Genomic DNA, 14269 nt, shown 5'->3' on the forward strand with positions numbered 1-14269 from the left:
AATATTCGTCTGCTACAATTTAATATTTGTAAATCTATTCTTGTAATTATCGATATTCCTTTTATATGAGCAAAGTAGCAGATTTCATAATTTCTTAACACAACTTGTATTTAAAACATGATATCCACCATAAAAATGGACAAGAAATATCTGTCACGTTGGTATAGTAATATTTAGGGTTTATTCCTGGTGGAAGCTGGATCTGGACTTATGTTTTTTTGTCAAGTATCCGGTCAAATAGCTCCGAATGTCCTTTGGAAGACCACTCAGCGTAACTTTTAAGCTTTGGACAGGTTTACAGTCCTTTCCTTCTCCACAATAATAGTCTAGATGGAAGATATAGTCCTTGTTTCTATAAATGACAATATAGGATACTTTCATATCATAGCTCTCGTATCCCCCACAGTAATAAAAAGGAATGATAGCCGCCTTTCGCCCACCAAGGTTCTGGATATGTATTTCTTCCTTTACGAAGTAGATTAATGACATTTGAGAATAGGGATATGCATAGACCACCGATGTAGAACCTTTTTTGTTTTTCACACGCGCTTCGATCTGGGTGAGTACTCCATCAAATCTAGACGAATCATCATTGCAGGGATTCGTGACTTTTACGTGCAATGTGTTTTTTCCATATGCATCTTGATAGACGCACTTGGTCACGATGGTATCAAAGACCTGCAGTTCCGAACCTCCTCGAACGGTATCTTGTAGATACCTCTTCGAGGTTGCGAAACACGTAGTGGTAAAGAGAAGCAACACCATAAACATGGTACAGCTAGAAATTGTGGCAATATACACTCGAGAAATCGCTACAACGGATATATTATGTATATTTATTGGTTTTGCCATGTGCAAAGGTTCATAAAAAATAGTATCATTTCGTCTGTATAATCGAGCAAAATCTGTTCCAACATAGGGTCATTTTGCTGTCTTTGAGTTCTTGCTTGTACACGGTCAATTTTTCGATTATTACCATTGGTACCGGACGCATTTCTGATTTTGCTTTTCAATATCTACATCCATTTTTTTTATATTATATCCTTTGAAATTGACAATTCACTAATTATTAAATTAACTGCCTCTAAATAGTTTTTATTTTTGTCATAAAGTATTCTAAAATCAAAGTTTTCCTTTCCATATAAATGATGTTCCGCTTTGTTCAAGATATTGGACAAAGCGGAACATCATTTATTTCGAAAGTCGAATAGACAAGTTTACAGCAGGCTAGGAAAACCTGATTAATCTTTATAGGATCACGCAGGTTTTCAGCGATATGAGCCCTATTCATCAAGGGCAAATGTCCGAGATCATTTTTAAGCAATTTTATCTTAGCATCTTTGATTATATCTATTAGCATTTTCTAACTTTTATGAAAAGGTGTGTATTTCCATTTTTATTAATTTTAGTCTTCAATCTACTATTATACTCCTTCATTTTATTCGTGATCGAAAACTAAATTCCACTTAAATCTACCCTATTTCTTGTTAAGGTGGGCTTATCAATTTATATTTGATAGCGTTCATCTATAATTCGCTTTATTATAGACACAATGATTCATGGGTTAATTGATCGTACTTATTAAATTTATTTACATCAACTCTTACTTCATTACGCCAACAGGCGTCGCCTTGCGATCAAACATAACCGGTTTTTCACTACCGTCCAGCAAAATTCCTATACCTTGAATCTGACCAGCCACATCGCTAAAAAAGTTAAATAGAAGATTGCTTGGCTCCGTATCCGCAACCCCATTTTTATCTACCAATCTTGGATCAAAAACATCATAATGCCTATGTTTGAGAATAACGTTTTCATAACCAAGCAGAGTGTATAAGTTATTATCTTTAAGATGTATTTTAATGATTCCATAAGCAGGATTCTCGAAGGAGCCCGTATAATCTTTCAGCTTATGAGAAGGTGTCGTTGATGGGACAGGAATCTTTCCTTCTTCTTTTTTAACTAGACGTGAAGCTTCAATTTCGGCCTTTTTTTCACCATTCCAATCAATTGGTTCTAATTAAAGTAGCCTATCCGCAATAGAATTCCTTACGATAGTGGGAACCTTAGAAACATTTTGATTAGTCAATACCACTATTCCCAGAGAATCAGTTGGAAAAAATGCAACATTTGCAGAGAAACCATTTATATTACCACCGTGTTCTACTTGATAATGCCCTCTGTAGGAACCAATCATCCAGCCTAAACCATAATTGGAGAGGAAAATGTCTTTGTGTTTGTCCGGTAATGCTGCGTCCATAACCATTTGAGAACTTGCAGCCTCACTAATATAATCTATTGGCAGTATAACTTTCCCATTGAAACGACCGCCATTGAGCCAAATCTTTAGCCAGTTGGCCATGTCATTAACACTACTGTTCATACTTCCAGCTGGTCCCATCCCATTAATATTGTAATAATCAATCTGTTTAATCATATTATCTTTAGAGACAGTATAGGGTAACGAAGCGTTACTATCTCTTTGAAATGTCTGGATATCCGTATTGGAACGCATCATCTCTAAAGGGTTGAAAAACCTTTCCTGTATATTTTTCTCCCAAGTTTTACCACTTAATCGTTCAACAATCATTCCTTGTGCCAAATACATAAAGTTATTATAATACCATTTCATCCGTACAGGCGAACTAGGTTTCATATACTTAACACGTGTTATCAGACTATCTTTGTTATCGCTATTAAATAGAAACCAGGATAAATCATACCTTGACAAACCCGTCCTATGCGCCATGAGGTCCCGAAGAATGATCTGATTATCCATCTCATCACTATAGAACTTCAACTTAGGAAGTAGTGTTACAGCCTTATCCTCAAACGTCAGTTTACCATCCTGCCTCAACAAACCTAACAATGAAGCTGTAAAAGCTTTGGAGCTGGAACCTATGGCAAAAAGCGTATTGGGTGTGACAGGTTTCTTATTGACGATATCACGATAGCCAAATCCTTTACTATAAATGACCTTATTCCCTTTCACCACCGCGACTGCAAAACCAGCTACATGATGATCGCTTAAAACCTGGTCTAACACCGAATCAATAGCTGCAAAGTGATCATTTTTATTTTTTTGTACTTGGGCAAATAGCGAAAGAGAAATCAATGAGCAAAAAATACAGGTTAATAGGGCTTTCATATCGAATTGATTTTTATACTAATCTACTCATTCGCCATCACTCACGCAAATATGGCATCTATTCGCAAAACCCAATTATAAATTTATCATCTGATCTACTCTCTTTCACAAATTTCGATGGCATCAATTAATAGTAAATAAGCTTCACCAAAACTAGATTGCCTACCTATTCCTTCACCTTTATGTATTCGTAGTTAGACGTATTATCTGTTCCCGCTAGGAAAACAAATATCCAGCCCCACCTATTCTGCAGCCTATCCACACGCAGCTGACTATTTTGATCCAACCAGAGTTGGAATTGGTTATTCTGGATCATTCCATATATTAGCGGGATAGGTATGATGGTGCGCTTATGCTGAGATACGAAATAATTGCCTTTTAACTTTCCTTTTAGCACAATGCTTTTCTTTTCGAGACCGTTATCCAACCAAGTCGCTTTGATTTGGCTCCTTCCAATTGCCTTGAGTCTTATTTTCGCGTTCTTGAAATCCAACATATCAATCTCATTTTTCAGGATCAGCTGATTCCATAGAGACGAAAATTCGCTCCCCTCATGATCACTTGTTAGATTCTCATAAGTTCCATCGAAAGACTGTAATTCAGAAATTTCATGCATGCTATCTTGTCTCGTCTGCTTCAACGAAGCACATCCACATAGACTTAAAATAATACACAGAAGCACTAATCGCATCCTCACCTTTCTTATGGGCTTTCTTTTTTCGGCTATCACCATTGCACGGTTTATATAACTTAAATATAACCATCTTTAAGCATATATTATATTGCCAGATAGATCTTACAGACTTGACTGGATCTATAGATACTACAGAAAATTTTTATAGGCTTGAAGTTGCTACATTTGACTGGACATTAAGTTAAGAGAATTTAATAACTTAACAGACTTATGTCAAGAGAAAGAAAAGTTTATACCAAAGAGTTCAAACTGATGAGCGTTGAACTGAGCAACACGCGTAGCGACCTTAGCGCGCTGGCTAGGGAACTGGATATTAGCCCAGCATTATTGTATAGGTGGCGAAAGGAACATTCTGTAAAACAAGGAAGTAGTTTCTCTGGGAATGGAAAAGTTATCTTGAGTGAGAGTGAACAGGAGTTAGCACGATTAAGAAAAGAACTTCGGGAGACACAGATGGAACGGGATATATTAAAGAAGGCTGTAAGCATCTTCTCCAAGAGCGACACCAAATATTCAGGTTCATAAGGGACAATAGGGAAATATTTTCAGTCGAGAAGATGTGTCAGGTGTTCAAGGTGAGCAGAGCGGGCTACTACAACTTTTTAAAGGGTATCCCTTCAAATAGAAGTATTGAAAACCAACAGATTACTATGGAAATCCAGGATGCATTTATAAGAAGTAAAAATACTTACGGCAGTCCGCGTATTACCAGAGAACTACACAAAAAGAATATTAAAATATCCAGAGTGAGGGTAGCCAAACTGATGAGAAAGGCCGGGTTAAGAAGTATTGTCAAGAAAAAATTTAAGGTGACCACAGACTCCACCCATAAGTTTTCGGTACCGGAGAATATATTGGACCGTGATTTTAAACCGGGAACACTTGGTGCAGTATGGGTATCAGACATCACTTACATCAAAACGCAGCAGGGATGGTTGTATCTGACAACTGTAATCGATCTGGGAGATCGAAAAGTAATTGGATGGGCTTTAAGTGAGACTATGAATGCGGTAGATACGGTGATTTCTGCTTTTAAAATGGCACAAAAAGCAAGGCCAATCACCCAGAAACTAATATTCCATTCCGATCGTGGCGTACAGTATGCCTGTCATGAGTTCAGCTCTATGGTGGAAAAAAATCCACTCATCATAAGAAGCATGAGTAGAAAGGGAAATTGCTGGGATAATGCTGTCGCTGAAAGTTTTTTCAAGACACTGAAAGCGGAATGTATATATCAGCATAAATTCGCTCACAGGAAGCAAGCTGCGCTTATTGTCTTTGAATATATTGAGACTTGGTACAACCGAAAAAGGCAACATTCTGCCTTAGGATACTTATCACCAGAGGAGTTTACTAGAAAAATAAATAAACAAAATATTGCAGCTTAACTAGGTGTCCATTTTATTGTTGCAATTCCAGTTATAAAAGGTAATTATAATATGCACAGTATTAGTAATTCAAATCGAGTATTGAGGCGGCAGACACTTATAATGGATCTGTATAAAAGTGCATTTCCAGCAGTCGCTAAATATGTCAGTCGTATGGGGGGAAACTTTGATGAAGCCAAGGATGTATTTCAAGACGCCTTGGTGGTATATTATGAAAAGACTACACGGACTCCAACGGTACTGACGAATGATATTGGGTATTTGGTCGGTACAGCCAAAAACCTCTGGCTGAAACGTTATTATCAAACGAGCCTGAACCTACCCTTAGATCATATTGAAATCCCATTAGCGAACGATGAGTTTCCTTCAAGTAAGCGACTGCTTCGCTTCTTGGAAACTGCAGGACGCAAATGTATGGATTTATTAAAAAGCTTTTACTATGACCAGATGTCACTTCAAGAGATCGCAGATGAATTCGGGTATTCAGGAACCCGGAGTGCTACTGTTCAAAAATACAAATGCTTAGAGAAAGTGAGAGAAACTGTTAAAGAAAAATCCTTAGTTTATGACGACTTCATGGAATGAAACCCAACAGATAGAAACTCATCTCCTAGGGACAAATCATCCTAGTGACACATTGCTTTTCGAAGCCCATTTGTTGCTGGACGAGGAATTGGCAGAGAAAGTTATCATGCAACAAAAAGCTTACGAGGCCATACAACGATATGGTCGCAAGCAGTTAAAAAGTGAAATTGAAGCGATACATCAAACACTGTTTACACAACCCAAAAACACACGTTTTAGCCAAAAAGTAATGCGGCTATTTAGAAAACCATAAATCTCCAAAATCATGAATATTGACAAAAATGAGTTCCGCAAATTTGCGGCCGGGCACTGCTATGTCCCAAAAGAAAGGGTAGATAATTACATTGCACATATCGAAAGCTCCAGTATCCCCCATGCAATGACACCTTACATTACCGAAGAACGCGAGTTGCGAGTATCACAGATGGATGTTTTCTCCAGGTTAATGATCGACCGTATTATATTTATGGGAGCTCCTGTCGAATCCAATATTGCAAATATCGTACAAGCCCAACTATTGTTCCTTCAGTCCGTTGACCCCAAAAAGGATATACATATGTATATTAACTCTCCTGGTGGTGAAGTTTATGCGGGACTTGGCATTTACGATACCATGCAATTAATTAGTCCGGATGTTGCCACAATCTGTACCGGCATGGCCCTCTCTTTTGGTGCAATATTACTTTGTGGTGGCGCTAAGGGTAAACGAAGCGCCCTGACGCATGCACGGGTCATGTTGCACCAACCGTTAGGAGGTGTGCAAGGACAGGCATCAGACATTGAGATTACTGCCAATCAAGTTTTAAAAATAAAAAAAGAACTTTGTGATATTATAGCCAAACATAGCGGCCAAAGCTATCAGAAAGTTCACGATATTAGTGACAGAGATCATTGGATGGTAGCAGCTGAAGCAAAAGAATTTGGAATAATAGACGAAGTTTTGACCTAATAAGCTGTAAGTCATTGATAGTATACAATCGCTAATGACAACTTCCTGTCAATAGCGATTATTATTATTTTCAAGCGAAGGTATATAATTAGCTTTTCCACACCTATATTCAAATTGGAATTGCAACAATAAAATGGACACCTAGTTAAGCTGCAATATTTTGTTTATTTATTTTTCTAGTAAACTCCTCTGGTGATAAGTATCCTAAGGCAGAATGTTGCCTTTTTCGGTTGTACCAAGTCTCAATATATTCAAAGACAATAAGCGCAGCTTGCTTCCTGTGAGCGAATTTATGCTGATATATACATTCCGCTTTCAGTGTCTTGAAAAAACTTTCAGCGACAGCATTATCCCAGCAATTTCCCTTTCTACTCATGCTTCTTATGATGAGTGGATTTTTTTCCACCATAGAGCTGAACTCATGACAGGCATACTGTACGCCACGATCGGAATGGAATATTAGTTTCTGGGTGATTGGCCTTGCTTTTTGTGCCATTTTAAAAGCAGAAATCACCGTATCTACCGCATTCATAGTCTCACTTAAAGCCCATCCAATTACTTTTCGATCTCCCAGATCGATTACAGTTGTCAGATACAACCATCCCTGCTGCGTTTTGATGTAAGTGATGTCTGATACCCATACTGCACCAAGTGTTCCCGGTTTAAAATCACGGTCCAATATATTCTCCGGTACCGAAAACTTATGGGTGGAGTCTGTGGTCACCTTAAATTTTTTCTTGACAATACTTCTTAACCCGGCCTTTCTCATCAGTTTGGCTACCCTCACTCTGGATATTTTAATATTCTTTTTGTGTAGTTCTCTGGTAATACGCGGACTGCCGTAAGTATTTTTACTTCTTATAAATGCATCCTGGATTTCCATAGTAATCTGTTGGTTTTCAATACTTCTATTTGAAGGGATACCCTTTAAAAAGTTGTAGTAGCCCGCTCTGCTCACCTTGAACACCTGACACATCTTCTCGACTGAAAATATTTCCCTATTGTCCCTTATGAACCTGAATATTTGGTGTCGCTCTTGGAGAAGATGCTTACAGCCTTCTTTAATATATCCCGTTCCATCTGTGTCTCCCGAAGTTCTTTTCTTAATCGTGCTAACTCCTGTTCACTCTCACTCAAGATAACTTTTCCATTCCCAGAGAAACTACTTCCTTGTTTTACAGAATGTTCCTTTCGCCACCTATACAATAATGCTGGGCTAATATCCAGTTCCCTAGCCAGCGCGCTAAGGTCGCTACGCGTGTTGCTCAGTTCAACGCTCATCAGTTTGAACTCTTTGGTATAAACTTTTCTTTCTCTTGACATAAGTCTGTTAAGTTATTAAATTCTCTTAACTTAATGTCCAGTCAAATGTAGCAACTTCAAATCAACTATCTATTACTTTTCTAAGTTTCTTTCTGAACACTAGAAATTCAACAACAGTACATAATAAATAGATTATTGAAAAGTATAACAGCATTTTTAATGGAATCAGCGTTACACTATATTGGTAAATATCAACCAAAATAGCGACAGCTAGAAAAACAACACACAAGAACGGAATTCCGGAAAATGTCAATAAGGACAAAAAATAACTGTTCCTAATTTTTTCAATTTGATTTAGAAAAAACAACAAGGTACTAATACAAATAGCAACAACATATAGCATTGAAAACCCAAGACTTAGAAACAAATCCATAATACTAAGAAAACTATCAAAAAGAGTTGTACCGGTAGGCTCTAATCCACTAATAACAATTCTATAAAGGATAAATAATATAACACATAGTAGAAGATTAAACAGCGAAAACCTAAATATAATTTTTTTCATATATTTCCAAGTATACATTCAAAATATAAACCCCCGTTAAGTAGTTTCAATTATTTCTAAGACTTTTTTCAAAGTATTAATCACAGTGATTAACGCTAAATTCAATTTAAAACTACGTTATTTTTCACTATAACGAACCACAATCTTATATTCGATGTACATCATTTAAGATTCGTTTGTATGATATGACTATCGTTATATGTAAATGCACTAAAAGATAATCTGCTTGCGATAAACCCATCGGTTTGTTGCTCTGTTCGCTCTTATTTACTAACTTCAGCAACAATATAGAAAAGTATAAGGAAAATCTCAACGGCATTCACAAACGTGGATTAAGAACAGAGATAATTTAGCGACTTAATTCAACGATACATGAATAAAAATGAGATAACATTATCTATCTTCAATAGTAAATATACCTTTTGGGCATCACTAATCACCATATTTATTTTATTCCCTTTTTCGATAGTATTCATTAAAGCAATTGGTGTTAAATATACTGTAAATCTAACCCAGCTAATCATTGCAGTCTTGAGTGTAGTTTTTGGGCTTCTAATTATTGTTATGAAAAGTACCATGCAGATAATTTCTTTTATGAAATCTGGAGACAAATTTTACATGAAAGATAGTAGTGGGAATGAAATTGATCTACCGACTAATACAACCTATAATATCTACAACTATAATTCGAAAAAGGCTTTTATGCTAAGAATTACAACCCAAACCGGTACACACTATTGTTTATCTCCGGATATAAATATGAAATCAAGTATAGCGGTTTTTTTTGCAAAGTTTCAAAAAAAAACGAACCGAAAGGATACTTATGTTAGGGCATACCCTTACGTAATCTGTTTCGCTTATGTTATTATAAGTATCGTTTTTGGGTTGTTTATTTAATAATTGAATATTAATAAACTCTCCCAACCCCCTTTTAGAATATATGTAACTACATCCAAGTAAAGTTGGTCCATAAATTCATTGTTACAACGCTAACCTATCATTATGCTTCACTATAAGATATTTCATAAGCTATTTCTTTGTCATTAAGACTCATCAAAAACAGTATTTAATAAATACCTGTTGACTCCCCATATTTTTCTAAACAAACTGCATCCGCTATCCCATAAAGTATCTGTTCCGTAAAATCACTAACATTATGGGGTATTTTCTCTGGCTTATCTAAAATTTCAAAATAGAAATTTTCACCATTACTCACCACCCAGTTTGCAATATCTTCCCTCCCGTCTTCTGACTCTTCCATATAATCAGTGAATGGTTCACACTGTAATTCAATAGAAGCGTCCACAAATTCTTCCTGAAACCTAATTATTTCCTCTTTAGAAAAAGAAATAAGAATCTCTTTCAACTTTTCCCTACTAAGTGCTGCCTTTTCTACAATAGCCCAAAACCATTTGGATGTTTCAATATTTTCCATTTATATATTTTGTGAGTCAATTTTAATCATTTTTTCAAGCTTTCTATCATTCGTTTGCTACTGAATTTCTTGGTACAGATAGTTCCGATGTCTTATTTAAGCTTCCAACTCTGTTTGTCCTTTTGTCTTTCTGAATTCAGTCAAGCTCATTATATGCCGCTTTTTAAAGAATTTATTGAGATGGCTTTCGTCGGAAAAGCCAAATTCGGAAACAATTTCGTTAACCCGCATATCGCTGAAAAGAAGTCTATGCTCAATCAATCTCATTTTATAATTCAATATATAATGCTGTATAGTTTCACCACATTGCTTTTTAAAGTAGCTACCGAGATAGCTTTCAGAGAAACCAAATTTTTGTGCTATCGAAGAAACCTTTAACAGGGCTGGATCATGGATGTTTCCTTGGATATAATTAATGATATCCAAGGCCCTCTTGTCTGTATTAGAGGCTACATGCTCTACTCTCATCTTTGAAATATTGCGTGCAGCAATTACAATAATAGCATTCACATAGTGTAGTGTCAGCTCTTCATGGAAGAGGTCTGGATGATTGATATTGTGAAGAAGCGACGATACAATCGAATCAACCAAAATAACATCAGGTTTATTCTGTAAGATGCACCCCGACAAATAGGAAGCACCGTATAATAGGCACTCCATAGAATTAATACTGTTCCATTTGTAATCCTTAACATAACGTTCGCTAAACTTGATAAGCAAAAGTTCCGTTTTCTCGACAATTTCCAAATAGTGCTGATCATTTGGTGTAAGGAGGATCAGGCTGCCTTCGCTGTATGAGGCTGTATTGTTATTTATCTTAAGGAATCCTTTTCCACAAATCACATATATGATTTGAAAAAAAGAGAACTGATTGTCTTTTAGTGGACAGTTTACCTCCTTATGATGCTCTACTTTGACCAATTGGTCGATATTCTCGCGTTTCATCATGTAAAAATACCTATTTATCATTAAAATATACTGATTTTTTAGAATTTTTCTGTTCAAATTTGCTATATATAAATTTTAGACATCAATGAAAAATTCGATCTACGTCCTGGCTCTGGGCGCTTTTGGCATAATCACCACTGAATTTGGGATAGTTGGCATCCTTCCAACGATTAGTCGGCAATTCCAGGTATCAATAGATACTGCGGGGTGGTTGCTTAGTACTTTTGCCATAACTGTCGCAGTCTCCTCTCCTTTTATCACTTCATTCACGACCAAAATAAATCGAAAACTCCTTTTGTGTTTGGTTATGAGCATATTCGTTTTCTCAAACTTAATCTCAGCATTTTCTTCAAATTTCTCGATACTCATGGTCGCCCGTATACTACCAGCCATTTTACATCCCCTATTCTGGAATATCTCTATTGCAATAGCCTTTAAAAACAGTGGCGCAAAAGGCGTTTCTACAGTGATGTTAGGGCTAAGCTTAGCTACAGTATTAGGTATTCCATTAACGACATATGCTGTAGATCTCTTCCACAATTGGCAGGCTTCGTTCTTCCTCAGTAGCGCAATCAGTTTGATTGCCTTTATCGGTCTATTACTCTTCATACCTTCTATCCCAGCAGATAACTCGAAGTCTACACAGAATCAGATATCCGTTCTAAAAAGTCCACAATTGTGGCTCAATCTGATTTCTACCATTTGTACATTAGCAGCAATGTTCTCAAGTTATACTTATCTTACTGCCTATCTTGAGCAAATTACAAAAATGGATGGGGCTCAGATCAGTATCATGTTGCTTCTTTTTGGTGGCATGGGAACTTTAGGAAACTGGCTTATGGGGTTAGCCCTGAATAGAAATGTGTTATTGACTGCAAGACTTTTTTTGGCTTCTTTAATTACAGTACAGGTTTTAGCTTACTACCTTGGTGGAATCTTTACGCCAATGGTCGTTATCGTTTCCCTTTGGGGAATGATTCATACGGGGGGCTTTTTAGTTTCAAATATCAGAACAACACAGTCTGTTCCTCATCATGCCTTAGAATTTGTGAATAGCTTACTTACTTCATCATTCAATATCGGCATATCCTTAGGTGCATTTCTCGGTGGTGTAATAAGCGCGTATTACGGAGTTCATTATGTTTTATGGGTAAGTATTCTGTTACTCGCTGTAACATTCGCTATGAGTTTTGTCAGTTTTCCAAAAGAAAATACAAAAAGTGAAGGAACAATGCACACAAAACTTGCTCCATCGGTCTGTGAATAAACGCTGAAACCATATCAACTGCTTTGTGGTGCAACTTAAGCAACCTCCGGCAACGGAAAGGTTGCTTTTGTGTATTCTAACATAGAATAATTAAAGAATTGCTATAGAAATAAACGACAATAGAAAGCACAATCGATACTTTATAAAACAAATACAAAATTTACCCGAAGCAATTACTACTGTCTTAAATTTGCTATTTTTATCCCTATGGAAGAATCTTTGAAACAACTCTTTAAGGAAAAAATATACTCATATCATAAAATTTCACAAGTTTCATTTGAGAATCTTTTAAAAATAGCAACAGTTGTGAACCTCGAAAGAAATCAAGTACTTGTGCAACAGGGTTCCATTGGACGTGAGTTTTGCTTTTTGCACACAGGTTATTTAAGAGCATATATAAGTGATGAAAAGGGACAAATTTATAACAAGAATATTGCTGTTGGGGGTGACTTTGTCGCATCGACAGTTTCCTGCATTCTAAATCGTCCCTCAAAATTTACCCTTCAAGCCATAACCCACTGTTCATTATTGAGTCTTTCCTATAAAAAGTTCAGAGAACTGCTTTTCCAAACAGATGACCTAAAATCCTTTTATATTAATTATCTTGAAAAGAATTGGGTCATCGATAAAGAAGAACGAGAAGTATCCATCGTCATGGAGGAAGCTCAAATTAGATATGAGAAATTTTTAAAATGTCATTCTATTATAGAGAACTACGTACCCTTACGGGATATCGCTTCCCATCTCGGTATTACCCCCACTCAGCTTAGCAGAATTCGTAAGCAGTTAAAATAATATTTTTATCAACATATGTAAAGCACTATGCGATCTCAGTCTTATAACTTTGATTTATAAAATAACAAAAGAAAATATTTCATGAATTATATGTTAAGGGATATGATACGAAAGAGTCTAAATTCAGAATTCGATACGATCTACGAGATTATTAACGATGCATCTACAGCTTACAAGGGTAAGATACCTGAAGACCGGTGGAAAGAGCCTTATATGGATGAACACGAGTTGCGGGAACAAATTGCTGATGGGGTTGAATTTTGGTGCTATCACCAAGATAACACTATACTTGGTGTAATGGGGATTCAACACAAATCAGATGTGACCCTAATCCGCCATGCATATGTGAGGACGACAGCCAGAAACAATGGAATTGGTGGCAAATTGTTAAAACACCTTTCAGCACTTACCAATAAACCAATCCTAATTGGCACTTGGGCTAATGCCAATTGGGCAATTAATTTCTATGTAAAAAACGGCTTTCGTCAAGTTAGCCATATAGAAAAAGAAGAATTACTGCGGGAATATTGGAATATCCCCTTGCGACAAATGGAGACATCAGTCGTGCTCGTCAGTTCAGATTTTGTTAGTAAGTTAGCGTTCTGAGGCATCTATCTTAAAAGGATCCTGGCGTAAAGTCATTCTACGGTATGCGTCCATCTCACATCATCAAATTTGCCAGTTTCAGCGTAAGATGAAACTGGCTCCGTCGCTCAATGCTAATTCTTAACTGGGTACCTAGAGGCTACTCCTATTGATCCTTGATAACAGGTGCTACTATCATATTTTACCATAAATACGAATCCAGGCTTATCAATTTCCCCTTATCTATTTAAAATACGTTGTAATTTTGCTGTCACTATTGAATCTTGCGTTGCTGGGGTATGGCGATCTCCCAACTCCGATCTGTTACTGTAAACACTAAAAATGGATTTACCCATAAAGAATAAACCTATTAACGGAACAAGAAAATATCTTTTTGGCATAATAATGTATTTTATCTGTTCAAATCTTAAACGAGCATGTGCTTATCTCAAATTGTTTAGTCAAACTTAAAGTATACGAGTTTCTTGTTGAAAAAATAGTGACTAGTTTCGACGATTTGATGACGAAATAAGTTTATCAAAAAATGCAAGAGATCCTTCGATTATGTTGTAACGAGCTAACCTCCAAGACGGTAAATGGGTAGAAAGGCCTTCCAATATTTATCTGTTATCATTCAATAAAATTTA

General features: G+C 36.4%; 14 protein-coding genes. 7 read left to right on the forward strand and 7 right to left on the reverse strand.

Annotation, left to right across the window (positions count from 1 at the left end):
* Nucleotides 1-180: 180 nt before the first annotated feature.
* The 3 genes from OGI71_RS07250 to OGI71_RS07260 all read right to left on the reverse strand — a co-directional run bounded on the left by OGI71_RS07250 (nucleotide 181) and on the right by OGI71_RS07260 (nucleotide 3839).
* On the reverse strand, nucleotides 181-852 hold the full coding sequence (locus OGI71_RS07250; protein ID WP_282254730.1) for a hypothetical protein: 672 nt from the start codon (nucleotides 850-852) through the stop codon (nucleotides 181-183).
* Nucleotides 853-2020: 1168 nt separating this feature from the next.
* On the reverse strand, nucleotides 2021-3148 hold the full coding sequence (locus tag OGI71_RS07255; protein ID WP_282254731.1) for a serine hydrolase domain-containing protein: 1128 nt from the start codon (nucleotides 3146-3148) through the stop codon (nucleotides 2021-2023).
* 166 nt (nucleotides 3149-3314) lie between these two features.
* Complete coding sequence (locus OGI71_RS07260; protein ID WP_282254732.1) at nucleotides 3315-3839, reverse strand: hypothetical protein; 525 nt, start codon at nucleotides 3837-3839, stop codon at nucleotides 3315-3317.
* A 213-nt stretch (nucleotides 3840-4052) separates the two neighbouring features.
* Here OGI71_RS07260 and OGI71_RS07265 point away from each other — a divergent pair.
* The 4 genes from OGI71_RS07265 (at nucleotide 4053) to OGI71_RS07280 (ending at nucleotide 6764) form a co-directional block, all read left to right on the forward strand.
* Nucleotides 4053-5230 (forward strand): IS3 family transposase gene (locus OGI71_RS07265; RefSeq protein WP_282251020.1). Its coding sequence is split into 2 segments (ribosomal slippage): nucleotides 4053-4323 and nucleotides 4323-5230, totalling 1179 coding nucleotides; the frame shifts between segments, so codons are not numbered across the junction.
* A gap of 51 nt (nucleotides 5231-5281) precedes the next feature.
* A complete protein-coding gene (locus OGI71_RS07270; RefSeq protein WP_282254733.1) occupies nucleotides 5282-5815 on the forward strand; it encodes a sigma-70 family RNA polymerase sigma factor in 534 nt (177 codons plus the stop codon).
* Nucleotides 5796-6068: a hypothetical protein gene (locus tag OGI71_RS07275; RefSeq protein WP_282254734.1), complete on the forward strand. Its 273-nt coding sequence runs from the start codon at nucleotides 5796-5798 to the stop codon at nucleotides 6066-6068. The genes OGI71_RS07270 and OGI71_RS07275 overlap by 20 nt, the downstream gene beginning before the upstream one ends.
* 12 nt (nucleotides 6069-6080) lie before the next feature.
* Nucleotides 6081-6764, forward strand: a complete 684-nt coding sequence (locus tag OGI71_RS07280; RefSeq protein WP_282254735.1) for an ATP-dependent Clp protease proteolytic subunit — start codon at nucleotides 6081-6083, stop codon at nucleotides 6762-6764.
* A 145-nt stretch (nucleotides 6765-6909) separates the two neighbouring features.
* On the opposite strand, the gene OGI71_RS07285 is transcribed toward OGI71_RS07280, so the two are convergent.
* The 3 genes from OGI71_RS07285 to OGI71_RS07295 form a co-directional block, all read right to left on the reverse strand.
* Nucleotides 6910-8087, reverse strand: a protein-coding gene (locus tag OGI71_RS07285; RefSeq protein ID WP_282251020.1) for an IS3 family transposase whose coding sequence is annotated in 2 segments (ribosomal slippage) — nucleotides 6910-7817 and nucleotides 7817-8087 — 1179 coding nt in all. Because the reading frame shifts where the segments join, the coding sequence is not laid out codon by codon here.
* Nucleotides 8088-9658: 1571 nt separating this feature from the next.
* Nucleotides 9659-10027 carry a DUF4240 domain-containing protein gene (locus OGI71_RS07290; protein ID WP_282254736.1) on the reverse strand — a complete coding sequence of 123 codons (369 nt, stop codon included), beginning with the start codon at nucleotides 10025-10027 and terminating at the stop codon, nucleotides 9659-9661.
* A 96-nt stretch (nucleotides 10028-10123) separates the two neighbouring features.
* Entirely contained in the window at nucleotides 10124-10975 is an 852-nt protein-coding gene (locus OGI71_RS07295) for an AraC family transcriptional regulator (RefSeq protein WP_282254737.1), read from the reverse strand.
* 85 nt (nucleotides 10976-11060) lie between these two features.
* Here OGI71_RS07295 and OGI71_RS07300 point away from each other — a divergent pair, with 85 nt between their 5' ends.
* The 3 genes from OGI71_RS07300 (at nucleotide 11061) to OGI71_RS07310 (ending at nucleotide 13643) form a co-directional block, all read left to right on the forward strand.
* Nucleotides 11061-12242, forward strand: coding sequence for an MFS transporter (locus OGI71_RS07300; RefSeq protein ID WP_282254738.1), 1182 nt, complete (start codon nucleotides 11061-11063; stop codon nucleotides 12240-12242).
* A 207-nt stretch (nucleotides 12243-12449) separates the two neighbouring features.
* Nucleotides 12450-13037 carry a Crp/Fnr family transcriptional regulator gene (locus OGI71_RS07305; RefSeq protein ID WP_282254739.1) on the forward strand — a complete coding sequence of 196 codons (588 nt, stop codon included), beginning with the start codon at nucleotides 12450-12452 and terminating at the stop codon, nucleotides 13035-13037.
* A 102-nt stretch (nucleotides 13038-13139) separates the two neighbouring features.
* A complete protein-coding gene (locus OGI71_RS07310) occupies nucleotides 13140-13643 on the forward strand; it encodes a GNAT family N-acetyltransferase (protein WP_282254740.1) in 504 nt (167 codons plus the stop codon).
* A gap of 218 nt (nucleotides 13644-13861) precedes the next feature.
* Here OGI71_RS07310 and OGI71_RS07315 read toward each other — a convergent pair whose 3' ends face one another.
* Nucleotides 13862-14023, reverse strand: a complete 162-nt coding sequence (locus OGI71_RS07315; protein WP_282254741.1) for a hypothetical protein — start codon at nucleotides 14021-14023, stop codon at nucleotides 13862-13864.
* Nucleotides 14024-14269 lie beyond the last annotated feature (246 nt).

The sequence above is a fragment of the Sphingobacterium sp. ML3W genome, assembly GCF_029542085.1.
GTDB lineage: Bacteria > Bacteroidota > Bacteroidia > Sphingobacteriales > Sphingobacteriaceae > Sphingobacterium.